This window comes from Paenibacillus sp. FSL R5-0928 (assembly GCF_037970385.1).
Taxonomy (GTDB): domain Bacteria; phylum Bacillota; class Bacilli; order Paenibacillales; family Paenibacillaceae; genus Paenibacillus_AQ; species Paenibacillus_AQ odorifer.
The window spans coordinates 6,229,625-6,255,010 of record NZ_CP150225.1 but is presented as its reverse complement, the minus strand read 5'-3'; the positions used below and the strand labels follow the sequence as shown (position 1 = coordinate 6,255,010).

Genomic DNA, 25,386 nt, shown 5'->3' with positions numbered 1-25,386 from the left:
TCAATGCGGGTTAGGTTTAATCACTCATGATCGAAGGGGAGATGAGCAAATGAAGAAGAGTAAACGTTCCAAAATGCAAGCGGTAACATTTAGTTTAGTCCTATGCCTGCTGTTAACTTTGACGGTCACCGCATGCGGTTCTGGCAATGGGAACTCCGCATCAAAGCCGAATTCGAGTCCGAATTCCGCAGTGAACGAGCCGGGGGGAACCACAAATGAGACAAATACCGAAGAGAAAACCACTGATGAGGAAATGAAGCCAGAAGCAGGGGCCAAACTTATGGTCTGGGAAGCCAAGGAGCAGCTTGAATACATGAAGCAGGTAGCTGCTGATTTCGAAAAAGAATATGGTGTTCCCGTCACGGTTGAGGAAATGGCGGGTGGCGATCAAGGCGCAAGACTGGCGACGGATGGTCCGTCTAAACTTGCTGCAGATGTGTTGACTCTGCCCCATGACCAGATCGGGCAAGCCGTAAAAGCAGGGCTGCTTTTGCCAAATGATGTTTTTGAGGAAGAAACCAAATCAACGATGGTGGCAACAGCCGTTCAGGCATCGTCTTATGATGGCATTCTTTACGGTTATCCTAAATCGGTGGAAACCTATGCGCTGTTCTACAACAAGGATCTGATTCCTGAGGCTCCTAAAACGTGGGATGATGTGATTGCTTTTGCAGATACGTACAACAATCCGAAGGAAAACAAATTCGCAATCATGTGGGAATTCGTCGGATATTACAGCTATCCGTTTATTGGCAGCTTCGGCGGATATATTTACGGAGACAACAATACGAATTTCAAGGATATTGGATTGAACAATGAGGGCACTATCAAAGGATTTACGTTTCTGCAGAGCCTCAAAAAAATTCTGCCTTTGAATGCAGGAGATATCACTTATGACGTGAAAACCCAATTATTCCAAGAAGGTAAGCTGGCGATGAATATCGATGGGCCATGGTCCATAGCGGCGTTTAAGGAAAATGTTAACCTGGGTGTGGCTCCTCTTCCAAAGGGACCTGACGGTCAAGACAGTCTTTCTTTCTCCGGTGTCAAATCGTATTATGTTAACTCATATACGGAATATCCGGTCGCAGGCCGTTTGTTCGCACATTTTGCAAGCAACAAGGAGAACCAGCTTAAGAACTTTGAGATGACGGGAGCGATTCCTGCGAGTATAGAGGCTGGAGAAGCGCCGGAAATCAAAGATGACCCTATTATTGGCGGATTCTTCGAGCAATTCCAAAATTCCGTTCCAATGCCTTCCGTTTCAGAAATCAAATCCGTCTGGGAACCCCTAAAAGCAGCGTTTGTGTCCCTGTGGAACGACTCGAATCTTGATGTTAAACAGACGCTGGATCAGACTGTAACCACGATTCAGGCCGATCTGGAGTCGAAGTAAAGGGCAGGTGATTTAACCATGAGGAAAAAAACAGGCGCAGCGCTACTCTCGGCTATTATTCCGGGACTGGGCCAGTTCTACAACCGGCAGTGGCTGAAAGGATTGGTATTCCTGCTGGTAGGGTCTGCTGGAATCTTCTATATTGCTCATGATCTGATGGGTCATTTGCATGGCTTAATTACGCTTGGGGAATTTCCAAGCCGTATGGTCAAGGTAGGCAAATTAACCCGGATGGTGGAAGGCGACCACTCCATTTTTATGATGATCAATGGTCTAATGGCATTGCTGGCGCTGCTCTTTTATACAGCATTTCATTTATTGAACATCAGAGATGCATTCCTAGTTGGAGCTGCACGGGACCGGAAAGAGCCCATTCATTCATTCGCTGAATCGCTCAGAGCTATGGGGCGGAGGAATTTTGCCTATCTTGTCCTCGCGATTCCCTTTGTGGCTGTGGTTTTTCTGACGATATTACCACTTGTTTTTTCGGTGCTACTGGCGTTTACGAACTATGCCGACCCGATTTTACCGCCAGCACATCTGGTAGACTGGGTGGGTTTCGGTAATTTTAATAAAATGCTTAGTCTGGATGTCTGGAGTTCCACCTTCGGTGGAGTGCTGACTTGGACCTTGATCTGGGCGGTTATTGCTACTGCGACGACTTACATTGGAGGTGTGCTCATTGCAGTACTTATTCACCAGCCCCGTGTCCGTTGCAAAAAGCTTTGGCGCACACTTCTGATCGTTCCGTTCGCTATTCCCAATATGATTTCTCTGCTCGTCATGCGCAATATGTTCAATAATCAATTCGGACCGATCAATAGTTATTTAAGAGCCTTGGGACTGGAGGGTGTGGCCTGGCTAACCAATCCTTTCTGGGCTAAGGTCACTGTAATTCTGGCTAATATGTGGATCGGCATTCCGGTGACCATGATTCTGGCCTTCGGGGTGCTGACAACAATTCCGAAGGATATGTATGAAGCGGCAGAAGTAGACGGTGCTGGGTCATTTTATAAATTCCGCATGATTACGCTGCCCATGGTATTGTTCGCAACCGCACCTATCCTGATTATGCAGTTTGCCGGCAACATTAACAGCTTTAATGTCATTTATCTAATGACTAACGGAGAACCGGTTAATCCCAACTACCAGTACGCGGGCCACACTGACTTGCTGGTGACTTGGCTTTATAAACTGGCGCTGAACCAGTCGCAGTATAGCTTTGCTTCTGTCATCGGGATTGTCATCTTCCTGATGGTCGCGACATTCTCCATCTGGAGCTACCGGCGGACGCGATCCTTTAAAGAGGAGGATATGATTGCATGAAGCTAAGACTGACGGAAGCGTTAAAAACGTTTGGAAGCCATTTATTGCTGATTGTGCTCAGTTTTATTAGTCTTTTCCCAGCCTTCTGGATTATTATGTCTTCGTTCAAAACAGGAAACAGTTTGTTCAGTGACTCATTGATTCCTAAGAATTTTACCTTTGTTCATTACAAGGAACTGTTTGAGCAAACTAAATATTTGTTATGGTTCATGAATACGCTAAAGATTGCGGCGTTGTCTACGCTGCTCGGCACCTTTTTGCTGCTGCTGACTTCGTACGCCATTTCTCGTTATCGATTTACGGGCAGAAAAACTACACTAACCGCGCTCCTAGTTCTGCAGATGTTTCCGGGATTTATGGCTATGATTGCAGTTTACGTGCTGCTGAACACACTTGGGCTACTGAATTCTCATTGGGCACTTGTGCTCGTATACAGCAGCGGCGCTATTATCACGAATGTTTTTGTGGCTAAAGGTTTTTTTGATACGATTCCTAAAAGCTTGGAAGATGCTGCGCGAATGGATGGGGCGAGCCATATGAAAGTATTCCTTTCTATCATGATCCCGTTATCTAAGCCGATGCTCACCTATGCCAGCCTTATGATTTTCAACGGCTGCTTTGTGGATTTTATATTCGCCGACCTTGTATTGCGCACGGAGGATACAAGAACGCTCGCCGTTGGGCTTTACCGGATGGTGAACCAGAGCAACTCAACCGAGTTTACGTTGTTCGCTGCCGGAGCGGTATTGGTCGCTCTCCCAGTCACGCTGCTGTTCATTTTCCTACAGCGTTTCTTGGTGGATGGCCTCACCGCAGGTGCAAGCAAAGGATAAGGCGAACTGCGCTACCCTTGTGAAGCTACGCTGAATTCGATAAAAACCGCTTTCTACTCAGAGATTAAGCTTCTGAGAAGGAAGCGGTTTTTTATATTTTATCCGGTTTCTATAATCTTCTTGGTGTGGACAGGATTGAAGAATAATGAAAATAGGAGTAGAATTCCTCATGGAACCAACACTTAAGGGAGTTTGTGGAGTACTCAAAAATCCCCGGAGCACGGGGTTATTTTCTAGCATTTATTAAATGTGAATACTAATAAGTCCTTGTGAGTTATAGAGCATCTAGAGAAAAGAGGAGAGATATTTTGGAAACCGTATTAGTACGAGAGTATCGGGCGGATTTGCTGGAATGTGTCCATAGTGGGCATATTGCCATCGTAGGAGAGAATGGAAATTTAATGGGGTATGCAGGTGACCCGGAATTTGTATCGTTCACCCGTTCAGCTGCTAAACCCCTTCAGGCTATTCCAGGCGTACGTGGGGGGATCGTGGAGCATTACGGCTTTACTCCCGCAGAGGTTGCCCTGATGACCGCCTCTCATCGGGGAGAGAGCTACCATGTTGCTGCGCTAGAGAGCATATCCTCCAAGATTGGCATCGATGAGCAACAAATGATCTGTGCAACGAGTTACCCGCTGGATTATTCCAGCAGGGAGAACGCCATTCGTGGTGCGGGCAAAAGAAAGTTCTATCATAACTGTGCGGGCAAGCACATGGGCATCTTAGCTTACAGTAAGCTCAAAGGTTTGCCGCTTGAAGAATACTCACAGCCGGAGCAAACGGTGCAGCGTGAGATTATCGACACCATTGCTTATATGGCTGGTGTGGCCCCAGACAGCATCGGTTTAGGTACGGACGGATGTGGACTTCCGGTATTTGCTCTGCCTCTGACCGCCTTGGCGACAGCCTATTTGAAATTAGCCAATCCGGATTTGATTGCAGATGAAGCTACTCGCAAAGCGGTTACTACTATTACAACGGCAATGAATGCTTATCCGGAGATGGTTTCTGGATCTGGTCGCCTTGATTCTATTCTTTTGGAAGATGATAATATTATTGCTAAAGGTGGATTTAAGGGTGTGTATTGCTTCGGTTTACGCCGTGAGCGACTGGGGATTGCCTTCAAGATTCTGGATGGGTCGGAAGAAGAGTGGGGACTTATTGTACAGGGAATTTTAAACCAAATTGGTTATAGTCAGAAAAATACCTTGGAAAAGCTGCGCAATGCATTTTCAGGCGTGATTTACAATGACGGGGGTACACGAGTAGGCCATGCGGATACCGAGTTCAAGCTTAATTTCATAAAGTAGGATCATATAAAAAGAGCCCTTCGACTACGAATCCATCTTCTGGATACGCAGCGAAGGGCTTTTTTCTACGAGAAGCGGTGGTCATCTTTAAAGGACGGCAACATCGTTTCTTCTTGTATAGGGAGAACTATTATTTATGACGTAGACGGCCGAGTTCGGAGACGAGTGCTTCCACCTGAGAAATACTCAGTCTGTCGCTGCCCATGGCTACCTCATATACATCATAGATATCTTCATAATGATCTACTGAAAAAGCGGAGGCTTGCATCGCCGCAGCACTGGCCATTTTTAATTTGTTTTTGATAGCCTCGATCATATACTCAACATTTTCCTGACTAGGCTTTGTTAAATCCATTAGGTTAAAACATCCTCTCTGTATACTGATTCATGTATTTTACCATGTTTGGCAGCTTGACCACCATTTTTTTGTCGGGTTCACTGAAATCATGTTAAATTAAAGGCATGAGATCAAAAAATATCATCGAAGGGAGCAAATGTATTGGCAATCAGAGAACAGGGAAGCGGAAAACGCATTAAAATGGACGATGCTGGACTGGTGTCCTTTTTCATGGAAATAGCTGCTCTGCATCCCGCTGAGGAAGTCACGTTTCTTTGTATCGGAACAGATCGATCTACAGGAGATGCACTCGGTCCGTTGACGGGCAGCAAACTTGTGGAACATGGCTTCCGACATGTAATCGGTACGTTGCCTTCTCCTTGCGATGCAGATAATTTGGTGGCCAGAGTGGCTGAGATTCCCTCCGGGCATATTGTAGTTGCAGTAGATGCTTGTCTGGGCCCTCCGATCGCGCTTGGATATTACTTCGTTTCGAGTGAGCCACTGCTGCCTGCACAATCGGTGGGGGCAAATCTTCCAGCCGTAGGTCACTATAGTTTGGCGGCCGTTGTAGATATGAATGGCCCGAAACCTTATCGGACGCTGCAGACTACTCCACTGCATAGAGTGATGGTTATGGCAGAACATATCGCTATAGCGGCAGCAAAAGGATTCGGACTCCAGTAGTACCCATTGGGCACTTAAAAATAAGCTGTCCGTTTCAAGGCGGGCTGTTTTGCTTAATAATAGATATTAGACACATTATCTTAGTATTCTAGAAAGAGGGAAGCAGCCATGGAAAGAGTTCGTTGTGACGGAAGCAATATATGCTACAGTGATCAGGGGAAAGGCGAAGTTATTGTATTGCTGCATGGCTTTTGTGGAAGCGCTGAATATTGGGAACAAGTCATTCCTGTCTTAAGCAGCGGCTACCGAGTGATTGCTCCCGATTTACGTGGTCACGGAGCTTCGGAAGCTCCACTAGGACCTTATAGTATTGAACAAATGGCAGATGATGTTCTGGGTCTGTTAGATTCGCTGGAGATTGCTGAATGCATCATGCTTGGTCATTCGCTTGGCGGATATATTACGCTATCGTTTGCTCAGCGTTATGCTTCTCGATTGAAAGGCTTTGGATTAATTCATTCTACTGCTTATCCAGATAGTGAAGAAGCTAAGGAAAAACGACTGAAGAGTGTCAGCGCGATTCAAAATGAAGGGATTACTCCTTTCGTAGACAGCTTCGTACCAGGCTTGTTTGCTGAAGCAACCGCTTCTGCATCCCCACAGCTGCTGGAGCGCGCTAAAGAAATCGGCTACAAAACGCCTCCACAAGGAGCGGCAGGAGCTGCACTGGCGATGCGTGAGCGTCCAGATCGACGGGATGTAATTACGGCCACTACGTTGCCGGTATTGCTTGTTGCTGGCGAGCAGGATGGATTGATTCCTGCTGAACGAACCTTTACTGCGGATAAGCCAAATGTAACGCAAGCAACGATATCGGGTGCAGGCCACATGAGTCTTTTTGAAGCTCCTGAACGGTTAGCCGAGATCATTAAGGATTTTGTCCAGGCTTCCGTTTTAGATAATAGCCGCGTATAAAAAATCTTCTACAAAGAGGCAGCACGGCGCCATTCTGGCGTGTGCTGCCTCTTTCTTTTAGGGCTATCTAATTATCTGGTATTCTCCTTAACTGGCATAGAATTCGGCAATGGTTTAAGATAAATCAATAGAATAATTTAAGTGGTATGAGTCCTGCAGTTTTTGCTACCACAGTACGGAAAAGGAGGATGTGCATGTTTCGAAGAGACTATATTGTCCGGATGATCGAAGATATGACGGCGATGGTTGCCAAGGTACTTACTCTAAAGCAGGAACGGAAGACGACAGAAGCTTTATGGGAAATCGATGAGCTGTTGAACCGGCATTTTCCGCTGAATTCACGTCTTTTAAATTCACTATCTGTAGAAGATATCATAGATATGTTTCGTTTTGGCGGTGTGGTTGAGTCCGATAAGCTTCAAGGTCTGGCCAAACTGCTGAAGGAAGAAGGCAGTATTTATGCCGCAAATGGCGATAAGGATGCAGCATTATTTAGAAGTATGAGAGCCTTACATTTATATTTGTACGCGGATCTTCACGGTGCAGACCGGGAGCTGCTGCATATGACTCAGGAAATGGATGAACTCTTGCAGGATGTGCAGGCCTATCGGCTCCCGGCTAAAACGGAGCGGCTACTGATGGAGTATATGGAGTCGGTAGGGCGATATAGTAAAGCGGAGGACAGCCTCTACCGGCTGTGGGAGCAGGGAGAAAATGTTGTAATAGAAGGGGATAAGCTATACAATCGACTGCTGCTCAAATCATCTGCAGAATTGGAACAAGGTACTCTTCCTCTGGAGGAAGTAGAGCAGGGGTTAAAAGAGTGGGGCAGGATAACAGCGATACGAAAGGAATCAGGAACCTGATGAATACGATGAATATCCCTTTATATATTATCGATGCTTTTGCAGAACAGGCTTATTCAGGCAACCCTGCGGCGGTATGTTTACTGGAGCATCCCGTCGATGAAGGTTATATGCAGAAGACAGCAGCGGAAATGAACTTGTCAGAGACAGCTTTTCTCTGGCCAGAGGAAGATGGATATCGCCTGCGCTGGTTTACACCTAAAGTTGAGGTCAAGCTATGTGGTCATGGGACTCTAGCAAGTGCACATGTATTATGGGAGAGGGGACTGCTAGCTCCTGATATGGAAGCAAGGTTCTATACACGCAGTGGGTTGCTCAGAGCTTCTCGTTCAGGAGATTTGATCTCACTGTACTTCCCGCCTTATCAGCTTCAACCCTCTCCTGTAATTTCAGGTCTCGCAGCAGCGCTTGGTATTGCAGAAGCGAATGTGGTGGAAACTATGCGATATGCTGACAATGTGCTTGTACGACTGGATCAGGAAGCACGGGTTCGCGAACTCAGCCCTGACTTCGGAGCTTTATCCGGGCTTGAAGGGAGAGGCTTCGCGGTTACCGCAGAAAGCTCTATCGAAGGTATTGATTGTGTATCACGTTTTTTTGCGCCGAAGGTAGGAGTGAATGAGGATCCGGTAACAGGCTCAGCGCATACTGCACTGGCACCTTTTTGGGCGGATAGACTCAATCGTACGCAGTTGACCGCTTATCAAGCTTCGAAACGTGGAGGTTTGCTTCAGTTAGAGGTAAGTAAAGACCAGATTAAGATGTCTGGGCGAGCATTAACTATAGTTAGTGGAGAGCTGCATGTTAAGCCCTGCTAGAACAAGGAACGACCCTTGTTAACACGTGATATAATGAACGATGATGGTTAGGAGACATAGATTCTCCATTTTTAATCCCGAAAGTGAGATGTGCGTTGTGGAATCTTTAACAGCTCTAATTGAACAACTAATTAACGACCGTACTTTGATTACGGCTACCCTAAGTCAAGTGCGTTATAAAGGCGAAAATTGTACCAAGGTGCAGGTTAAACCTGTTGAACTAAAGGGTAAGCTGCATTATCAGTTTGCGTCCTATATTGGTACAAAGGTAGAACATCGCAACGTACCCGCAGAATTGGCGGCGGAAGAGATATCTCTTTTATTTAGAGAAACATATCGGCAAGGCTTGTTGTGTACAGTAGAAGCCGATTATCAGGTGCTTATTAGCAAAAAATTCAAAGTATCAATCCTAACTAAGTCTCCAAGTAAAAAAGAAGAGCCGGATCTAGCTCACAATCGCCGCAAACGTTATGTGCTGAAGGATGGAGAGCCTGTGCCATTTCTGGTGGAGCTTGGCATCATGAACAAAGAAGGCAAAGTGCTGGCCAAAAGATATGATAAATTTCGGCAGATCAATCGTTTTCTGGAGATGGTAGAGGACGTGCTTGCCGATCTGCCAACCGGCCGACCCTTGACGATTGTGGATTTTGGTTGTGGAAAATCATATTTGACCTTTGCACTGTATCACTATCTGACCGTTCGCAAGAAGCGGGAGCTTAATATCATTGGATTAGATTTAAAAGCAGATGTGATTGAGCATTGTAACGAACTTGCTGCCAAAATCGGTTATGATCACTTGAAGTTCTTCGTGGGTGACATTGCTGAGTACAATGAGCTGGAGCAAGTAGACATGGTGATCACACTTCATGCTTGCGACACAGCTACCGATGCTGCCCTTGAAAAAGCGGTACGTTGGGGAGCGTCTGTTATTTTGTCCGTGCCTTGCTGCCAGCATGAATTATTCGCACAAATCGAAAATGAAGTAATGAGCCCTATGCTTTCGCATGGCATACTGAAAGAGCGTTTTTCTGCCTTGGCTACAGATGCCATTCGCGCCAAATTGCTCGACATGATGGGCTATAGCAGCCAGCTGCTGGAATTCATCGATCTGGAGAATACGCCGAAGAACATTTTGATTCGTGCCGTTAAGAGTTCAGCCGGGGACAACTCCGTCAAATGGCGCGAATACACCGCATTCCGCGATTTTCTGGGAGCAAAACCCTACCTCGAACGCGTATGCGCTGATCTGCTTCCCACTGGGAGTTCGGTAGAAGGGTAGAGGATATTAAGGTAGAGAGCGTAGAACGGTAGGACTGTAGAATGGTAGAACGGTAGGACTGTAGAATGGGCACTTATAGGTGCAGGCTAATTCGATCAGTTGTACTTTTTACAACTATATAGCTTTTTTAATGGGAAATTGGATAGTACAGCTAGTGCGATCAAATGGTTAGGACGGTACAGCTAGTGCGATCAAATGGTTAGGACGGTACGGCTAGTGTGATCTAATGGTTAGGACGGTGCAGCTAGTGCGATCTAATGGCGAGTTGGTTTAGTTGTACTTTGTGCAACTAAATATGCTCAGAAGCTGCGTTTTAGTGATTTAGTTGCACTTTGTGCACTTAAAAACGAACAATACTCTGCATATGGCGGGATTCTCGAAAAACAGTTGCACAAAGTACAATTAAAGTGGAAGTAAGCAGCGAAAGCACGGGATTAGTTGCACTTTTTACAACTATATAGCTTTTTTGAATGGGAATTCGGATAGTACAGCTAGTGAGATCAAATGGTTAGGATGGTGCAGTGAGTGCGATCCAATGATGAGGACGGTACGGCTAGTGCGATCTAATGGTGAGTTGGTTTAGTTGTACTTTGTGCAACTAAATATGCTCTGAAGCTGCGTTTTAGTGATTTAGTTGCACTTTGTACACTTAAAAACGAACAATACTCCCCATACGGCGGGATTCTTGAAAAATAGTTGCACTAAGTGCAATTAAAGTGGAAGTAAGCAGCGAAAGCACGGGATTAGTTGTACTTTTTACAACTATATAGCTTTTTTGAATGAGAATTCGGATAGTACAGCTAGTGCGATCTAATGGTTAGGACGGTACGGCTCCTTTGTGGAGAGGTATCGTCTTTTTGCGTTCTAGTCTTGTATAAGGGAAATGTGGAAAGGATAGAGATAAATTAACGAATACAGGGGTATCTAAATGTGGCGTTTTAAAAAAGACTGGAGTCTGGAATCATCAATTGCATATATTTGTGGAGGCTTAGTGATAGCGGCTGGGGTGGGTGCTTGTTTGTTGCGGGGATTGTTTTTTACTGATGAGATGTATCCCTTTCTTACCTTATGGTTTGTGCTGTGTTGTGCGTGCTCGCTTTATATTCTTGTTGGGGTTGGCATATGGAGAAGAAGTGGGGGAGGAGTAGGTGCAGGTGCAGTAAGAGGTTTTACGGGAGTCAATGGGGTTAGTAAAGTTAGTGAAGTTAGTCAAGTTAGTGGAGAAAATAGGGCGTTAAGAATATTATTAAGCGTCCCTTTAATTATTCTATCGCTTTATGTGATTCATTGGTTGTGCGGGCCACTTTCTTCCCAGGGAACTATGAATGAAATGCTGCGGTGGGGCTTGTATGCTAGCTTTGCAATATTGGTTTGTTTTTGTGCGGTGAACCTGGTGGGACGCCGGATTTTAAATGTAATTTGGTCTATGCTGGGTATGACTTTATGCCTGAGCGCTTTATTGGCTGTGTGTGGAGTGGTAAAGTTGCCTTTCGCTGTGGCCTACAGCAATTCAGCAGAAGTGAGCGCCACAGGGGTTAGATTAGCAGGATTGATGGAATATCCGAATGCTTTTGGTGCTGTGATGGCTGTTTTTCTGCTGGAACGGCTATTTGCTGTTGCTGTTTATTATGGGGATCCAAAAAAGAGCACGAATATGTTGGGGGCAAGAAGTGTTGGGCTGGGGATGGAGTGCGCAGATGCGGAACGGAGGAGCAGAGGGGAAGAAGGCGTAGAAGCGGAGCAGGGAAAAGCGGGAAGCACGACCGCCGCGCTGCTGCGCTTGCTGCCGCTGTTCCCGTACACCGCCGCGCTGCTCCTCACCGAGTCGCGCGGCGCATGGCTGACGGCGGCTTGCGCCTGCGCCGCCGTCTTGCTCTGGAAGCGGCAGCTAATCGCGCCGCTTCTTGCTGCTGGCGCCGCGCCCGTGGCCGCCGCGGCGCTACTCTACCGCCAACTGGCCCGTGCCGGGTTGGCGGTAGAGCCAGTGCCCGGCCTGCTGTTGCTGGCCGGGCTTTGGGCCGGCGCGCTGCTAGCCGGCCTATGGCTGTGCCGCCGCCAGCGCGGCGCGGCGGGCACTGCCCGAGCCGCCATGCTGGCATTGGCGGCGGCAGGTTGGACGGCGGCGGGGATCGCCGTCCTCCTGCACGTGCGCGAGCGGATCACCGGACCGTCATCGACGGTATCCGCGCGCGGGCTGTTCTACCGCGACGCCTGGCGGCTAGCGGTAGAGGCACCTTGGCTGGGACGTGGGGGTGAGACTTGGCGGCATTCATACCTTGCCGCCCAATCTCGCCCTTATGTAGGCAGCCAGGTGCATAATGGATACCTCGACATCCTGTTGAACTTAGGATTCGTTGGTCTTGCAGCCATACTCCTTATGCTGTTGGCAGCAGGCTGGCTGCTGGCTACTAAATCGCCGCGGTTGCTGCCGCCGTTTCTGGTCATCGTCTTGCACAGCGTCGTCGATTTTGATTGGAGCTATGGATTATTTTGGCTGCTGCTATTCTGGCTGCCAGCGATTGCTCTGGCTGAGCATAAGCAGAAACATCAATCTGCGCCAACCCACCCTCAGTCTGAGACCAAGCTGCCAACTCACTCCACATCCACGAACCCGCTCACCAATGTCACTACACCAGCGAATCCACTAATCGCTCACTCCACATCCACGAACCCGCTCACCAATGTCACTACACCTGCGAATCCACTAATCGTTCAATCCGCATCTACGAACCCGCTCACCAATGTCTCTGCACCTGCGAATCCACTAATCGCTAACTCTACATCTACGACCCCCCTTACCAATGTCACTACACCTGTGAATCCGCTAATCGCTCACTCTACATCTACGAACCTGCTCATCAACGTCACTACACCAGCGAATCCGCTAATAGTTTACCCTACATCCAAGAATCCGCCCCAAATCCGTCTTCGCCGACTAATCGGAACTGCGGCATGTTGTTTTTCGCTTATGCTGGGGGTGCTATCTTTTCACGCCGCTCAAGGAGAGAAGTTCTATCGACAAGCGATTATATCGGTGAGTCCTTCGGTGAAGGTAGAGTTGCTAGAGCAATCGCTGGCGTGGAATCCCCAGTCACCTCGAACGGCTATAGTATTATCTAGGCTGCTCTCGGGTGAACAGAGCGTAAGTCTGCTTCGGCAGAGTTTGTTGTATTCTCCCGAGAATGCCAGCTTAAGCTGGGAGCTGGCTGAACGATGGATGAGCAGCGACCATCCGGGGGCAGCGTTATATTGGATAGGCCAGAGCCTTAGGCTGGATAAGTACAACAATGCCAAGTGGGTGAAGGCGATTGAAGGGATGCTTCTTATGGGGCAAAAGAAGCTTGCAGAAGGAAATCGAAAGGAAGGCCTAATCTGTGTCGCCTCTGGGAATGAACTTCTTTTGAAATATAGAAGGTTGGCAGAAGAGGAGGCTAATAAAGGAGGGCAACATAATGACCGCGAGTTCCGAATGACAGAACAAGCCGACGACTTGAGTCGACGGCTTAGTATGTTTGCTTTACGATTTTAGCGGACGTGAAATCATCCAGGAGTAGAGAATGGGCACGATAATTGCAAGTACGAGTGCCGTAATAATAAGAAGCTGAGACAAGGCTCCGCTCAAAAAGGCTCCTGCAAAAATAAGTAGGCCACCGATCATCCACATTATCCCGGATAGGCGATGTGTTTTTCGCCATACCTCGGGGTTGGCGAGCGTCCAGGCTGTACGAACCCCAAACAAGTAATTATCTTTTACCTGTGGCATGTAGTTGCCGAGAGCAATAAACATTATTCCGACAGCTCCTATGGCGATCTTCCCAACGTTTATATCTTTACCTAGACCGTAAGCAATCGACAGCACCAGCATTAGATTAAAAAGCACCCCAATAGCAAGTCTGCTCATGGCATAGGCGTTTTCGAATTTTTTGTAATTTTCCCGCTTAGGATCGATGCTGCGTGTGAACTGCATGATTAGCGGGAGCACAATCCCTAAGATTCCGAACACAAAAATAGCAATATTTTTGTCCCAGTATCTGTTGACCTTACCCGTAATTCCAAACTGTGCTGGTAACTCCTGCGGCAGCTTGCTGTAATTGATCAGAGCGTAGGCTAATGTAGCTAAACCTAATATTACGATGAGGGTATCCTGCCATCTCCATTTGAAATCTTTCATCATTAATCCGCCTCCTTTTTGGAATCGATATCCTGACGTTGCTGCTTTCCGTCCAGCGATTTACTCTCCGTCTCCGTTTGCTTACCTGTACCAGTGAGCTCCAATAACCAACCGAGAACCTCTTCGAGGACTGTGGTGTTTAGCGAGTACATAATAAATTGTCCTTTTCGCTCATCCTGTACCAGATCGGCATGCTTCAGCGCATTCAGATGGTGAGAAATGCTTGGCTTAGACATGTTGAAAAAATCTGCGATTTCACCTGCGGTTCGATCTTTCTCCCTTAGTAACCGAATGATTTGGCGACGGGTAGGATCAGCTAGTGCTTTAAAGGATTCATTCATATTCCACCCTGCCTTTCGATATTTAAATAATTATCTAAATATATAATAGCTCTTCACTTTCATAGCTGTCAATGCAGTATTCACTTAGCAATAGCGTGTGTAAAAGTGTCACCGAATCTTTAAAATTAACTGCCGTCCAAAGCCGACTCCTGTTAATACTAACGATGGGCATGCATTCCTTGATGCACCGAACATACGATGCAGAGGAGCAGATATATGATACTAACCAATAAAGTCGCAATTGTTACAGGTGCAGGATCGGGGATTGGAGAAGCGATTGCTCTTCTTTTTGCCCAACAGGGGGCTAAAGTGATTGCTGCGGATATCCATCTGGACAATGTAGAAGCGGTGGCCAAAAAGGCAGAAACGGGTGAGGGACACGGAGTTATCTATCCCGTAAAGGCAGATGTCTCGAAGGAAGAGGACACACAGCGAATGATTGATGCCGCAACCACACAGTTTGGAGGCCTTCATATCCTTGTTAACAATGCCGGTATTATGGATAAAATGACGCCAGCGCACGAGATCACTGATGACATGTGGGAGCAGGTGCTTGCGGTCAACGTAACCGGTCCGATGAGAGCCATTCGTAAAGTTTTGCCGATTTTTATGGCACAGGAAAGCGGATGTATCATCAATGTAGCCTCTATTGGCGGCTTAGCGGGCTCGCGTGCGGGAGTGGCTTATACTTCCTCTAAACATGCTGTAATCGGGATGACCAAAAATATAGGATTTCAATACGCTAAGCTTGGAATTCGCTGTAATGCCATAGCGCCGGGCGGGGTAAAGACAAATATTGATCTGTCTGATCCAAGCCCTTTTGGGAGTCAAAAAGCGGGCGAAGGAATGGCGTCGATGCCACGGACAGGGGAAAGCAGTGAGATTGCTTCGGTAGCCTTATTTTTGGCTTCAGATGCTGCAAGCTTTTTGAATGGGTCGGTGATAACGGCTGATGCCGGTTGGATGGCTTATTAATTGAGCGCAGATAAAAAAGTGTTCATTTTCCCTTTATTGGTGGAATTTGTTCACCTTTTTTGTTTATGCCTGTTACTCAAACTCTTTTTAAGTGTGGATTGGAAGATGGAAGCTGCTTACCACGTAAGTAGAAGTGATAAGGTTGCTTGTGCTAGAATAGGCTAAGAGAAACTGGAAAATATAGCAGAGCGGCAAAGCTTTTAAAAATATAAGAAAGTATAAGATTAGTATCTATGCTTTTATGTTCTTATATTTCACTCGCTTAAACGCTTAGCGTCTTATAAAGATGCCAAAGGCGATTAGCTTGATACATGTAGCCATATTCTGCGGAAAAGGGAGGAGGAGCACGTTTGCATTTTATTTCTGATCTGATCTCGACATTATTTGAATGGATTCAGAGTCTTGGTTATTTTGGGATTATGATCGGACTGATGATTGAAGTTATTCCGAGTGAAATTGTATTGGCTTTCGGTGGTTTCTTGGTATGGAGTGGAGATATTAATTTTTTCGGCGCAGTATTGTTTGGTACGATAGGCGGAGTGATTGCCCAGATCTTTGTATATTGGATTGGCCGTTATGGGGGCAGGCCTGTACTGGAGAAATACGGGAAATATATTCTTATCCAAAAGAAGCATATTGATCATTCGGAAGAGTGGTTCAATAAATATGGGACAGGCGTAATCTTTACGGCACGCTTTATTCCCGTTGTTCGCCATGCCATTTCCGTTCCAGCGGGGATTTCTCGTATGCCTTTAGGTAAGTTCACTTTATTGACTACACTTGCTGTTATTCCATGGAGTGCTTTGTTTGTATATCTCGGTATGACATTGGGGAATAAGTGGGAAGATATTGACGAAGTAGCAGCTAAGTACACCAACGAAATTATTCTTGTAGCGTTAGCACTAATCATCATTTATTTTGTGTATAAGTGGTTTAAATCCAAGAAGAGAGGGACTGCAAAATGAAACCGAATGTAGCTCATAAATTTGGAAAAGGTCTTACACCGCGCCAATTTGTAGAAAGCATGACGAAGAACCAGCAGGCTTTTGAATCCTGGTATGAGAAGTTTTCTTGGGAAGATGAGAGCGACAAGGAATATTTCGAAAGTCTGAACCATCGTGACGATTTGCGGGTACTTATCCTTGCCGCTGATTGGTGTGGAGATGTAGTACGTAATGTCCCTGCGGTTTTCCGTATTTTGGAGACTGCCGGAATGAAGACAGAGGTATTCATTTTGGAAGAGAATCAGGAGCTTATGGATGAATTCTTGACCATGGGCGGAAGATCTGTTCCGATTGTGATCTTTGCGGATACCGGCGGATACGTGCTTGGACATTGGGGTCCTCGTCCAGAGCATGTGCAGAGCCTAATGAGAGAGTTCAAACGTGAGAATCCTGATCGTGAGGCTGCTGATTACGACAGCAAAATCGCAGAAGTACGTAAGGCTATGGGGCAAGCTTATGGGGAAGGAACGGAATCACAGGCAGTTATCGCAAAAGAGCTGCGTAGTCTGATTTCCGGATTCTAGACCGATGCTAAATATACGTTCGTTTAATTTAGGTCCGCTTCAGACCAATGCCTACTTGCTGACAGGTGCGGATCCAACGAAGGGAATCATTATTGATCCCGGCATGAATCCTGCGGCATTAGTGCGGAGTATCGAAGGGATGGAGATCGAGGCTATTTTGCTAACGCATGCGCACTTTGACCATATGGGCGGCGTAGACGAAATTCGTAAAGCTAAGAAATGTCCTGTTTATTTACATCCACTAGAAAGTGAATGGCTCAGCAGCCCTAAGCTGAATGGTTCATTGATGTGGACTGATATTTCGCCTCCTCTGACTACAGATCCTGCAGAGTATGATCTGGCAGAAGGACAAGTTCTGCAATTCATCGGACATACCTTCCGGGTGTACCACACACCTGGGCACTCTCCGGGCAGTGTCAGCTTCCTATGCGGGAATGATTTATTCTCTGGAGATGTACTGTTTAAGATGGGAGTTGGGCGCACCGATTTGCCTGGTGGCAGAGAACGTGATTTGTTCGATTCTATTCGTGGCAAGCTGTACAAAATGGATGATGAAGTGAAGGTTTATCCAGGTCACGGCTCACGAACAACTATCGGTTTTGAAAAAGTTCGTAACCCTTATATTCCTCAATAAACAGTCATTCTAGTAGAACTGACAAGAATCGGGGAATTTTTGATAGACAAAGGGATACAAAAGGACTACACTATTGTTAATTAAATGTAACATTAACCTCGCGAAGCACGCAGACTGCGGAATTAATCCCGGTTTGCGTTCTTTTTTTTGTCTACATATAGGTTTAAAAGCATGGGGGGAAATAGATTGGAGAAGAATATGTATTACCCGTTGGATTACGGATGGTATGACTCCAAGGAGAAATGGACTAGTTTTTGCAGCAGTAAATGCCAATGTTTTTCAGAATGTTCTGGAAGGGGAGGTTTTTGTACTTCCATAGAACGCAGGGACATACAATCTGAGAATAAGGATGGGAGAATACCAGTGGTTTCAGGAGGCGAGCCCAGAAGAACGCCTCTTTTTTGGCATTTTCCAGCAGAAGCAGGATTGCTTCAGCCATGGCGGCGTAAGCTCTGGGAGCTCAAAAAATAAAATTAAAACGGAATGAACGAATCACTATACATAATCGTATTACAAATAAGAACTAATCCTGAATGGAGGGGCAGATGAGCGATCAGGCGCTGGAGAAAATCAGGCAGGCACAGCAGGGAGATACTTCAGCACTGTCTTCACTGCTGCGAGAACATTATACTTTTTTGTTCAAATATTTACTTAAAGTGACTATGGACCCGTTACTGGCAGAGGATCTTGTACAGGACACGATGGTCAGATGTATGGAAAAAATCAATACCTATAACGGTTCTTCTTCGTTCTCCTCTTGGTTAATCACCATAGCTACCAGAATATTCATCGATCGAAAGCGGCGCTGGAAACGTGAGGCAGATTGGAAGAAACGGGAACAACAGGCCCAGGGCACCCGTTCGATTCGTTGGCGGTTTGAGAGCAGGGGGGAAGAATGGAGTGAAGTACTCGATTCCATCTCCAAGCTACCCTCTGCTCAGAGGGTAGCTGTGCTGCTGAAGCATTATTATGGCTATAGCTATGAAGAAATCGGTGTGATCATGCAAATTCCTTCAGGCACGGTCAAATCGCGTGTATCCCTTGGTCTTAACCAATTGCGAAAGGAGCTGAATGAGGATGGAGAAGGATAAGGAGCCAGAACTGTATTTGCACAAGCTTACTGAAGAGCTTGAGCGTTTGGATGCGCAATATGATGATATCACCCCACCTTCGTTACAGGAACTGGAGTGGTTAATGGCTGATGCAGCTGTGCACAGAAAGAGAAGGGAACGTAAAGAACTACTGTTATTCTGGGGGGTCTCATTGATCCTGATCTGCGCATTTCTATCCATTCTCACTTCTGCACCCATGATCTATTGGATTATTCAGGCGATCATTCCTGTTGTAGGACTGGGTGGCTTAGGGATCGCCAGGATCAGAAGAAATAGAGAAGGTGTACAAGAATGAATGAGCTACAAGATGTGCCTCTTTGGTTGTGGTTTGGCATAGCAGTAGCATTAATGCTGCAAGGGACCTTACTGTTCCGGGATGCAAGACGGCGCGGAAAAAAAGCTTGGTTCTGGGGATTGTGGGCGATTACTACAGTTCCGTCCCCAGCATTAGTCTACTTACTCGTTGTCATACTTCCTGACCGACGTAGAAGGAAGAAGCAGTTGTAAAGCTTTAGTAAGAAGCTCGTTCCTTTCATCCTATTACAAGGAGTGGTACTTCATGGAAGAGGTAAAATGGGGTTTAATCATGCCGTTAATTATTCTTCAGGCTTTGCTTGCAATTATTGGACTGATATCACTGGCCAAAGCGGATAACGTTCGTGGCCCAAAATGGATGTGGATTATTATCATTATTTGCGGAAATATATTAGGTAGCGTAGCTTATTTCACAATAGGAAGGAAAGATGTCTGATGTCACTCCTTCAAGTTATGAATTTGCGCAAAAGCTATGGGGCGCATATTTCCGTAAATGATATAAGTTTTGAAATTGAGAAAGGACGGTGCGTCGCTTTATTGGGGCCTAACGGTGCTGGGAAAACGACCACACTTCGTATGCTGGCAGGGCTGCTTGAACCCACCTCTGGCATGATTTCATTTGAGGGGAGCCGTCCTGGAGCCGAATATCGCAGAGGATTAGGATATGTGCCACAGTCTCCAGCTTTTTATGGGTGGATGACTGGACATGAGTATGTTGTTTTCGCTGCAAAGCTTAGTGGAATGGGAACTAAAGACGCAACCAGCAGGGCATTGGAATCGCTCGAGCGTGTAGGGCTTAAAGGTGATGCTCGTCGCCGGATTGGTGGATACTCCGGCGGGATGAAACAGCGGCTGGGTCTGGCTCAGGCGCTTGTGCATCGGCCTCGTCTGTTATTGCTTGATGAGCCTGTATCTGCACTTGATCCGATTGGCCGCAGAGAAGTAATGGGACTGGTGCGGGAAATACGTGAGGAGACAACTGTAGTTTTCTCTACACATGTGCTGCATGATGCAGAAGAAATTTGCGATGATATTATTTTAATGAATCAAGGCTTGATTGCTGAGAAGGGATCTTTATCACAGCTTCGTTCACAATACAGCCTTCCTGTTATTCGTTTACGTACGGAGAAGCAAGAAAAAGCTATTCAGTGGCTGGAGTCTCTTGCTGCCAAACCGTTTGTACTGGAGACTCAGTTGTTCGGAGATCATGCCATTTTTAATGTCAACGATGTAGACATGGCCCGTTGGACGATTCTGCAAGAAGCGGCGCAGCTCGAAATTCCATTACTGCAATTTGAAGCGGGTTCTTCCACGTTAGAGGATTTATTTATGAAGGTGGTGGGAGTATGAGAAGCGCCTGGGTCCTTTATCGCAAAGAAATGCTCGAAATGGCTCGCAGTTATAAGTTAATCTGGATACCTGTCGTTTTTATCCTATTAGGCATTATGCAGCCGTTAACTACTTATTATTTGCCGGAAATATTAAAAGCTTCAGGTGATGTTCCTCCAGGTCTCCTAGAGGGGTATGAAATACCGAGTGCCGCAGCTGTGATGGCGCAATCTTTGGGACAGTACGGAACGATCGGAATGTTAGTATTGGCGCTTGGCGCGATGAATGTTTTAGCTGGTGAGCGCTATAGCGGAACTATGGAATTAATTCTGGTAAGGCCGGTTTCTCCAGCCGCAATAGTGTTCGCTAAATGGGCAGCACAGCTGACCCTGTTGATCGTTGCTCTAGGATTAGGTGCAGCGGGCGCTGCTTACTACACGGAGCAGTTGATTGGTTCACTATCTTGGGGAGATGTCATCGCAGCTGCTGGAGTATATGGATTGTGGCTGTTATGTGCTGTATCAGCTACGTTGTTGTTTAGTGGGTTTTTAAAATCCCCAGTTGCCGCTTTTTTAGCATTGGTGCTAATGGCAGCATTATCATTAGGCCAAAGCTTATTGCCTTCATGGTTTGAATGGGCACCTGCGGGGCTTGCCGGGTTGTCGGCTGAAATCCTTATGGCTGGAGAAGGATTCAGGGTTGGACCCTATCTTTCAGCAGCTATTTTGATCTTGATTTGTTTAGTGGGTGCTGCACTTTTGACAAGGAAGAATAACTTAACCGCTTGAAACTTAAGTTATGTTTTTATTAAATATAGTATATTTTCATAGAATTTGTAGGATCGGCCAGCCTTCAACTAGACAGTTCTATCTTTTTTTAGTAGACTGTTGAAACAAGCAAAATCTTGAAAGATTTTGGGGTTAGGAGGTAGGGCGATGCTGCGTTTAGGAGAGAAGATTGTCATTGTTGCGGACGCTTTCGAGCAGAGTCTTCCTATCGGGGAATACGGCTACCTAATTGCTTACGACCGCAATCCCGATAATGCGTTTGACTATGTTATTCGTGTACCAGAGGCGAATAGGAACTTTTATGTTCCGGCTGAGGACATTGAGGCGGAAGAACATTTATTAGTAGCTGAGGCTGAAAGAGCAACGCATGAAGCGTTGATTGATTACGCTTTGTCCACGTACAATGAGAAGCTGTTCCATCATTTGATGAACGGTGAAGATATGGATATAGAAGAGACGGAATCAACGTCAAGCGAAAGCATGTCCCAAGCGGATTTCATCAAACAAGTGAATCTTCGAGCTTGGATTTAAGGAAGGCCGGCGCAAGCCGGCTTTTTTGTTTTGTCATAAAAAGTATTTCCCCCACATTAATCCTCTGAATTTACACATCATTTTCAAAATCTTTTCTTTTATTCCTTCTTTATAGTTTTCGAAAGTTTGTTTTTTATTTTTTTGGTATACAACCAATCTCCTGTTTTATGTATCTAAATTATTGAGAGCCGAATACGAGAATGCAGATCTGCGGTATAGGCGTTTTAACTTAAATAAAGGAGAACCTCAAGTGAAGATGATAACCGCTGTTCAAAAAGCGAGAAATGGCGATAAAGAAGCGTTTATCCAGCTATGCCGGCAGATTGAACCTGAAATGTACGGCATGGCCCGATCTATTTTGGGCAGGGACGAGGAATGTGCAGATGCCATGCAGGAAGCCACCCTAAAGGCTTACCGGTCTATCCATGGATTGCGGCAACCAGAATTTTTCAAGACATGGATGCTTCGCATCCTTATAAACGAATGTCATAAGCTCCAACGCAAGCGGACAAATATTGTGGAGTTTGGAGATCCCCTTACTGCTTTGGAATGCCATTCCTCCGGTGCAGAATATGAGAAAATTGAGCTGCGGGAAGCAGTAGAACGATTGGATACTTCGCTCCAGACCGTGATATCGCTGCATTATTTTCAGGACATGCCCGTTAAGCAAATTGCCGATCTTCTGAATATTTCCGAAACGGCAGTCAAATCGCGCCTCTACAGAGCAAGAAAAAACTTATTGAATGGATTCTAATGATATTTAGAAAGGATGGAACAGATGAAGAAGAGAACAGCGCAAGAGCTTGAATTGCTTTTGAAAGATATGGACATCCTCCCGGCAAATGAGCTTCCCTCTATGATTCGCCAACGTCAAGAGGATACGTATACAATGCTGGATCATGTGAAGATAAAGAGATCCACGCACAAATTTCGTAATGTTAAGAGGACAGCGCTTGGCTTCGGGGCAGCTCTTGTTTTGGGGGTTATCGTGCTTGGAAGCGGCTTTACTTCTCCCGCATTGGCTAGGTCGCTGGAACGTATTCCGTTAGTCAATAGTATTTTTGAGCTCGCAGGTGATATGGGACTTCAAGCGGCGAGTCGCCAAGGCTTAACGACTGCAGTTGATACCAGTGATCAGGTTCAAGATGTTATTATCCGTGCTAATGAAGTTATATATGACGGCACACGGCTTTCTGTAGCATTGAAACTTGAAGGTGAAGATGAAGAGGGAATATTCAGTGGAGACATTCAGGATTTGCAGGTATTTATTGATGGACAGCCTTTAAACGCTGCTGGGGAGGAAGAAGAGGATTCTTTTAAACACAATATTGGCCTTATCCTTTCTCCGGGAGTAGATGAACAATCGTTGATTTTGCAATTTTCAGAGAAATCCTATGATGAGGGAGGCATTACTTTACCAGAGCAGTTCCAAATGACAGTAAAAGGTCGTCTGTCCGGAATCGATGATGATTTTCAAATTGAAATTCCTATAAAAAAGGATACGAGTCATAATATTGTTCAGCAACCCGGAATCAGTCAAACTTACAATGATGTAACGACCACAGTGGAGAAGATTACACAGACTCCGGCAACTACACAAATACGGATGAGTGCTGTAGCCCTCGAGGGTATTCCTTATACTTATCTGACAGATACCAATAACCTGGCATTAAATTATGAAGTCTATGATGATAAAGGTAACCTGTTGCAATATGTAAACGGCAGCAATGGTTGGTCGGATTCGAAAAAGATAGATGACACAATCCATTATAGTCTTAAAGAGGATGTTAATATTGTACCGCTGCCCAAGGATGTAAAAGCACTGACAATAAAAACCTTTTTCTACAAATATACTGGAGAGGGTAGTGGAAAACGAAATTTGCTAGACAATAATGGATACCCGGCAGTCGAATATATTCCGCAGCTGGAAATGACAATCCCTATATATTGATGAACGATACGCTCCTTTAAAATGTGTAGGAATCCCCTTCACTTTGATAAAGGAGCGTTTGTTTTACAGCCCATCATTGAATTGTCCAAGCTTCTACAATATAATTAAAAACGTTATCCGGGCGCTTTAGCCCTTTAAACAGGAGGGATTTTTCTTATGAGCATTACCGTTAAAGATGTGCAGCATGTGGCCAAGCTGGCTCGTCTGCAGCTGAGCCCGGAAGAAGAGGCAACCTTTACAGAACAAATGAATGCTATTTTACAATATGCCGAGAAATTAAATGAGCTAGATACGGAGAATGTAAAGCCGACCACGCATGTGCTGCAAGTCAGCAATGTAATGCGGGAGGATGTTGTGAAGGATAGCCTTACGCAAGAGGAAGCACTTCTTAACGCTCCAGATGATGAAGACGGACATTTCAAGGTTCCAGCTGTTTTGGAATAACTACATAATTAGAAAGGGGGAAGAATCTTGAGCCTGTTTCAAAATCGATTGCCTGAAGTACACCGCATGTTAACTGCTAAAGAGGTATCGGTCAGTGAACTGACTGAAGAATCGCTGGCGATTATCGCTGAGCGGGATAAGAACGTAAATGCATTTTTGACCTTGAACGAGGAGGGCGCACGTGCGACAGCACGCGCTTTGGACGATAAACTGGCATCCGGAGCAGCACGTGGATTGCTATTTGGTCTTCCTGCCGGAATCAAGGATAATATTGTAACTAAAGGCCTGCGCACAACTTGTGCCAGCCAATTTTTGAGCGATTTCCAGCCGATTTATAACGCTACTGTAGCTTCTAAATTGCAGCAGGCAGATGCCGTAACAATCGGTAAATTAAATATGGATGAATTCGCAATGGGCGGATCTAATGAGAATTCAAGCTTTGGTCCTGTACGCAATCCTTGGGATTTAGAACGTGTGCCGGGCGGTTCCAGTGGCGGATCTGCTGCAGCAGTAGCTGCGGGCGAAGTGTTCTTCTCACTAGGTTCGGATACTGGGGGTTCCATCCGCCAGCCAGCTTCCTATTGTGGTGTTGTAGGTCTCAAACCTACTTACGGTCTTGTATCACGTTACGGGCTGGTAGCCTTTGCTTCCTCACTCGATCAGATAGGACCATTAACACGTAATGTAGAGGATTCTGCCTATGTGCTTCAAGCGATTGCTGGTTATGATGCCCAAGACTCTACTTCTGCTAAAGTAGAAATTCCTGATTATTTGAGTTCACTGACTGGTGATGTTTCCGGACTTCGCATTGCTGTACCTAAGGAATATTTGGGAGCAGGTGTCGATGCTTCTGTGCGTGAGACAGTCTTGTCTGCACTTAAAGTGCTGGAAGGAATGGGTGCTGTCTGGGAGGAAGTATCATTACCGCATACGGAATACGCAGTAGCAGCTTATTATTTGCTGTCCTCTTCGGAAGCTTCATCTAACCTTGCGCGTTTTGACGGTGTGCGTTATGGCGCACGTGTAGATGAAGGCGGAGGATTGCTTGATCTATATCTTAATTCCCGCAGCCGCGGCTTTGGCCCTGAGGTCAAACGCCGTATTATGTTGGGTACTTATGCACTCAGCTCCGGGTATTACGATGCTTACTATTTAAAAGCACAAAAGGTACGCACTTTGATTAAACAGGACTTTGATGACATCTTTAAAAAATATGATGTGGTCATCGGGCCAACAGCGCCAACGACAGCATTCAAATTGGGCTCACAGACTGAAGATCCGCTGACCATGTATCTGAACGATATTCTCACGATTCCTGTAAGCTTGGCGGGTATTCCTGCTGTGAGCGTTCCGTGTGGTTTTGCGGAAGGCATGCCTGTAGGTCTGCAAATTATCGGTAAGGAATTTGACGAGAGCACGATTCTGCGTGTCGCTCATGCCTTTGAACAAAATACAGATCATCACAAGCAGCGTCCACAGCTGTAGTAAAGGAGGGAA

General features: G+C 45.9%; 28 protein-coding genes. 25 read left to right on the top strand and 3 right to left on the bottom strand.

The genetic code is table 11. From position 1 onward, the window contains the following. Nucleotides 1-49: 49 nt before the first annotated feature. The 4 genes from MKZ16_RS28275 to MKZ16_RS28260 all read left to right on the top strand — a co-directional run bounded on the left by MKZ16_RS28275 (nt 50) and on the right by MKZ16_RS28260 (nt 4,868). Nucleotides 50-1,396, top strand: a complete 1,347-nt coding sequence (locus MKZ16_RS28275; protein ID WP_076104194.1) for a maltose ABC transporter substrate-binding protein — start codon at nt 50-52, stop codon at nt 1,394-1,396. An 18-nt stretch (nt 1,397-1,414) separates the two neighbouring features. Then, complete coding sequence (locus MKZ16_RS28270; RefSeq protein ID WP_076104195.1) at nt 1,415-2,722, top strand: sugar ABC transporter permease; 1,308 nt, start codon at nt 1,415-1,417, stop codon at nt 2,720-2,722. After that, a complete protein-coding gene (locus MKZ16_RS28265) occupies nt 2,719-3,555 on the top strand; it encodes a sugar ABC transporter permease (RefSeq protein ID WP_036680210.1) in 837 nt (278 codons plus the stop codon). Before MKZ16_RS28270 ends, MKZ16_RS28265 begins: the two co-directional genes overlap by 4 nt. 308 nt (nt 3,556-3,863) lie before the next feature. Continuing rightward, on the top strand, nt 3,864-4,868 hold the full coding sequence (locus MKZ16_RS28260; RefSeq protein ID WP_036680204.1) for an asparaginase: 1,005 nt from the start codon (nt 3,864-3,866) through the stop codon (nt 4,866-4,868). A gap of 130 nt (nt 4,869-4,998) precedes the next feature. On the opposite strand, the gene MKZ16_RS28255 is transcribed toward MKZ16_RS28260, so the two are convergent. Beyond that, a complete protein-coding gene (locus MKZ16_RS28255; RefSeq protein ID WP_036680203.1) occupies nt 4,999-5,223 on the bottom strand; it encodes a DUF1128 domain-containing protein in 225 nt (74 codons plus the stop codon). 144 nt (nt 5,224-5,367) lie between these two features. On the opposite strand from MKZ16_RS28255, the gene yyaC reads away from it, so the two are divergent. The 6 genes from yyaC to MKZ16_RS28225 all read left to right on the top strand — a co-directional run bounded on the left by yyaC (nt 5,368) and on the right by MKZ16_RS28225 (nt 13,299). Further along, nucleotides 5,368-5,892 carry a spore protease YyaC gene (gene yyaC / locus MKZ16_RS28250; RefSeq protein ID WP_036680201.1) on the top strand — a complete coding sequence of 175 codons (525 nt, stop codon included), beginning with the start codon at nt 5,368-5,370 and terminating at the stop codon, nt 5,890-5,892. 108 nt (nt 5,893-6,000) lie between these two features. Continuing rightward, nucleotides 6,001-6,807: an alpha/beta hydrolase gene (locus MKZ16_RS28245; RefSeq protein WP_036680199.1), complete on the top strand. Its 807-nt coding sequence runs from the start codon at nt 6,001-6,003 to the stop codon at nt 6,805-6,807. A gap of 194 nt (nt 6,808-7,001) precedes the next feature. Continuing rightward, a complete protein-coding gene (locus MKZ16_RS28240; protein ID WP_036680197.1) occupies nt 7,002-7,673 on the top strand; it encodes a DUF6483 family protein in 672 nt (223 codons plus the stop codon). Continuing rightward, entirely contained in the window at nt 7,673-8,491 is an 819-nt protein-coding gene (locus tag MKZ16_RS28235) for a PhzF family phenazine biosynthesis protein (protein ID WP_249267772.1), read from the top strand. Before MKZ16_RS28240 ends, MKZ16_RS28235 begins: the two co-directional genes overlap by 1 nt. An 88-nt stretch (nt 8,492-8,579) precedes the next feature. Further along, entirely contained in the window at nt 8,580-9,770 is a 1,191-nt protein-coding gene (locus MKZ16_RS28230; RefSeq protein ID WP_081386663.1) for an SAM-dependent methyltransferase, read from the top strand. A gap of 928 nt (nt 9,771-10,698) precedes the next feature. Further along, entirely contained in the window at nt 10,699-13,299 is a 2,601-nt protein-coding gene (locus MKZ16_RS28225) for an O-antigen ligase family protein (protein ID WP_076104197.1), read from the top strand. Here MKZ16_RS28225 and MKZ16_RS28220 read toward each other — a convergent pair. Then, nucleotides 13,288-13,944, bottom strand: a complete 657-nt coding sequence (locus MKZ16_RS28220; protein WP_076104198.1) for an SdpI family protein — start codon at nt 13,942-13,944, stop codon at nt 13,288-13,290. The genes MKZ16_RS28225 and MKZ16_RS28220 overlap by 12 nt on opposite strands. Then, nucleotides 13,944-14,282 (bottom strand): autorepressor SdpR family transcription factor, encoded by a 339-nt coding sequence (locus MKZ16_RS28215; protein ID WP_051491108.1) that lies wholly within the window; start codon nt 14,280-14,282, stop codon nt 13,944-13,946. The genes MKZ16_RS28220 and MKZ16_RS28215 overlap by 1 nt, the downstream gene beginning before the upstream one ends. Before the next feature lie 216 nt (nt 14,283-14,498). Between MKZ16_RS28215 and MKZ16_RS28210 the strand changes: the two genes are divergently transcribed. From MKZ16_RS28210 to gatA, 15 genes are all read left to right on the top strand, one after another. Continuing rightward, nucleotides 14,499-15,257, top strand: a complete 759-nt coding sequence (locus MKZ16_RS28210) for a glucose 1-dehydrogenase (protein ID WP_076100948.1) — start codon at nt 14,499-14,501, stop codon at nt 15,255-15,257. A gap of 350 nt (nt 15,258-15,607) precedes the next feature. Then, complete coding sequence (locus MKZ16_RS28205) at nt 15,608-16,222, top strand: DedA family protein (protein ID WP_036680184.1); 615 nt, start codon at nt 15,608-15,610, stop codon at nt 16,220-16,222. Then, a complete protein-coding gene (locus tag MKZ16_RS28200; RefSeq protein ID WP_036680182.1) occupies nt 16,219-16,785 on the top strand; it encodes a thioredoxin family protein in 567 nt (188 codons plus the stop codon). The genes MKZ16_RS28205 and MKZ16_RS28200 overlap by 4 nt, the downstream gene beginning before the upstream one ends. 4 nt (nt 16,786-16,789) lie before the next feature. Continuing rightward, nucleotides 16,790-17,419, top strand: a complete 630-nt coding sequence (locus MKZ16_RS28195) for an MBL fold metallo-hydrolase (RefSeq protein ID WP_076100951.1) — start codon at nt 16,790-16,792, stop codon at nt 17,417-17,419. Between the two features lie 545 nt (nt 17,420-17,964). Then, complete coding sequence (gene sigY / locus MKZ16_RS28190; protein WP_036680178.1) at nt 17,965-18,510, top strand: RNA polymerase sigma factor SigY; 546 nt, start codon at nt 17,965-17,967, stop codon at nt 18,508-18,510. Beyond that, entirely contained in the window at nt 18,497-18,826 is a 330-nt protein-coding gene (locus tag MKZ16_RS28185; protein WP_036680177.1) for a YxlC family protein, read from the top strand. The genes sigY and MKZ16_RS28185 overlap by 14 nt, the downstream gene beginning before the upstream one ends. Further along, nucleotides 18,823-19,038 (top strand): hypothetical protein, encoded by a 216-nt coding sequence (locus tag MKZ16_RS28180; RefSeq protein ID WP_036680176.1) that lies wholly within the window; start codon nt 18,823-18,825, stop codon nt 19,036-19,038. The genes MKZ16_RS28185 and MKZ16_RS28180 overlap by 4 nt, the downstream gene beginning before the upstream one ends. Nucleotides 19,039-19,090: 52 nt before the next feature. Continuing rightward, on the top strand, nt 19,091-19,282 hold the full coding sequence (locus MKZ16_RS28175) for a PLDc N-terminal domain-containing protein (RefSeq protein WP_036680175.1): 192 nt from the start codon (nt 19,091-19,093) through the stop codon (nt 19,280-19,282). A 17-nt stretch (nt 19,283-19,299) separates the two neighbouring features. Further along, nucleotides 19,300-20,196 (top strand): ABC transporter ATP-binding protein, encoded by an 897-nt coding sequence (locus tag MKZ16_RS28170; protein WP_244886395.1) that lies wholly within the window; start codon nt 19,300-19,302, stop codon nt 20,194-20,196. Further along, entirely contained in the window at nt 20,193-20,963 is a 771-nt protein-coding gene (locus tag MKZ16_RS28165; RefSeq protein WP_076104199.1) for an ABC transporter permease subunit, read from the top strand. Before MKZ16_RS28170 ends, MKZ16_RS28165 begins: the two co-directional genes overlap by 4 nt. 147 nt (nt 20,964-21,110) lie before the next feature. Then, nucleotides 21,111-21,494: a hypothetical protein gene (locus MKZ16_RS28160; RefSeq protein WP_036680170.1), complete on the top strand. Its 384-nt coding sequence runs from the start codon at nt 21,111-21,113 to the stop codon at nt 21,492-21,494. Between the two features lie 256 nt (nt 21,495-21,750). Next, nucleotides 21,751-22,248 carry a sigma-70 family RNA polymerase sigma factor gene (locus MKZ16_RS28155; RefSeq protein ID WP_036680329.1) on the top strand — a complete coding sequence of 166 codons (498 nt, stop codon included), beginning with the start codon at nt 21,751-21,753 and terminating at the stop codon, nt 22,246-22,248. Nucleotides 22,249-22,272: 24 nt separating this feature from the next. Then, on the top strand, nt 22,273-23,445 hold the full coding sequence (locus MKZ16_RS28150) for a DUF4179 domain-containing protein (RefSeq protein WP_076104200.1): 1,173 nt from the start codon (nt 22,273-22,275) through the stop codon (nt 23,443-23,445). 156 nt (nt 23,446-23,601) lie between these two features. After that, complete coding sequence (gene gatC, locus MKZ16_RS28145) at nt 23,602-23,889, top strand: Asp-tRNA(Asn)/Glu-tRNA(Gln) amidotransferase subunit GatC (protein WP_036680166.1); 288 nt, start codon at nt 23,602-23,604, stop codon at nt 23,887-23,889. A gap of 27 nt (nt 23,890-23,916) precedes the next feature. Further along, nucleotides 23,917-25,374, top strand: coding sequence for an Asp-tRNA(Asn)/Glu-tRNA(Gln) amidotransferase subunit GatA (gene gatA, locus MKZ16_RS28140; protein ID WP_036680165.1), 1,458 nt, complete (start codon nt 23,917-23,919; stop codon nt 25,372-25,374). Nucleotides 25,375-25,386 lie beyond the last annotated feature (12 nt).

Coding starts and splice junctions, on each gene's coding strand:
- MKZ16_RS28255 (WP_036680203.1), bottom strand. CDS start 5,223: ATGGATTTAACAAAGCCTAGTCAGGAAAATGTTGAGTATATGATCGAG.
- MKZ16_RS28155 (WP_036680329.1), top strand. CDS start 21,751: ATGATAACCGCTGTTCAAAAAGCGAGAAATGGCGATAAAGAAGCGTTT.
- MKZ16_RS28200 (WP_036680182.1), top strand. CDS start 16,219: ATGAAACCGAATGTAGCTCATAAATTTGGAAAAGGTCTTACACCGCGC.
- gatC (WP_036680166.1), top strand. CDS start 23,602: ATGAGCATTACCGTTAAAGATGTGCAGCATGTGGCCAAGCTGGCTCGT.
- MKZ16_RS28245 (WP_036680199.1), top strand. CDS start 6,001: ATGGAAAGAGTTCGTTGTGACGGAAGCAATATATGCTACAGTGATCAG.
- MKZ16_RS28225 (WP_076104197.1), top strand. CDS start 10,699: ATGTGGCGTTTTAAAAAAGACTGGAGTCTGGAATCATCAATTGCATAT.
- MKZ16_RS28215 (WP_051491108.1), bottom strand. CDS start 14,282: ATGAATGAATCCTTTAAAGCACTAGCTGATCCTACCCGTCGCCAAATC.
- MKZ16_RS28275 (WP_076104194.1), top strand. CDS start 50: ATGAAGAAGAGTAAACGTTCCAAAATGCAAGCGGTAACATTTAGTTTA.
- MKZ16_RS28170 (WP_244886395.1), top strand. CDS start 19,300: ATGAATTTGCGCAAAAGCTATGGGGCGCATATTTCCGTAAATGATATA.
- MKZ16_RS28265 (WP_036680210.1), top strand. CDS start 2,719: ATGAAGCTAAGACTGACGGAAGCGTTAAAAACGTTTGGAAGCCATTTA.
- MKZ16_RS28240 (WP_036680197.1), top strand. CDS start 7,002: ATGTTTCGAAGAGACTATATTGTCCGGATGATCGAAGATATGACGGCG.
- MKZ16_RS28220 (WP_076104198.1), bottom strand. CDS start 13,944: ATGATGAAAGATTTCAAATGGAGATGGCAGGATACCCTCATCGTAATA.
- MKZ16_RS28235 (WP_249267772.1), top strand. CDS start 7,673: ATGAATACGATGAATATCCCTTTATATATTATCGATGCTTTTGCAGAA.
- MKZ16_RS28195 (WP_076100951.1), top strand. CDS start 16,790: ATGCTAAATATACGTTCGTTTAATTTAGGTCCGCTTCAGACCAATGCC.
- MKZ16_RS28165 (WP_076104199.1), top strand. CDS start 20,193: ATGAGAAGCGCCTGGGTCCTTTATCGCAAAGAAATGCTCGAAATGGCT.
- MKZ16_RS28150 (WP_076104200.1), top strand. CDS start 22,273: ATGAAGAAGAGAACAGCGCAAGAGCTTGAATTGCTTTTGAAAGATATG.
- MKZ16_RS28270 (WP_076104195.1), top strand. CDS start 1,415: ATGAGGAAAAAAACAGGCGCAGCGCTACTCTCGGCTATTATTCCGGGA.
- MKZ16_RS28160 (WP_036680170.1), top strand. CDS start 21,111: ATGCTGCGTTTAGGAGAGAAGATTGTCATTGTTGCGGACGCTTTCGAG.
- sigY (WP_036680178.1), top strand. CDS start 17,965: ATGAGCGATCAGGCGCTGGAGAAAATCAGGCAGGCACAGCAGGGAGAT.
- MKZ16_RS28185 (WP_036680177.1), top strand. CDS start 18,497: ATGGAGAAGGATAAGGAGCCAGAACTGTATTTGCACAAGCTTACTGAA.
- MKZ16_RS28230 (WP_081386663.1), top strand. CDS start 8,580: ATGTGCGTTGTGGAATCTTTAACAGCTCTAATTGAACAACTAATTAAC.
- MKZ16_RS28180 (WP_036680176.1), top strand. CDS start 18,823: ATGAATGAGCTACAAGATGTGCCTCTTTGGTTGTGGTTTGGCATAGCA.
- MKZ16_RS28210 (WP_076100948.1), top strand. CDS start 14,499: ATGATACTAACCAATAAAGTCGCAATTGTTACAGGTGCAGGATCGGGG.
- MKZ16_RS28175 (WP_036680175.1), top strand. CDS start 19,091: ATGGAAGAGGTAAAATGGGGTTTAATCATGCCGTTAATTATTCTTCAG.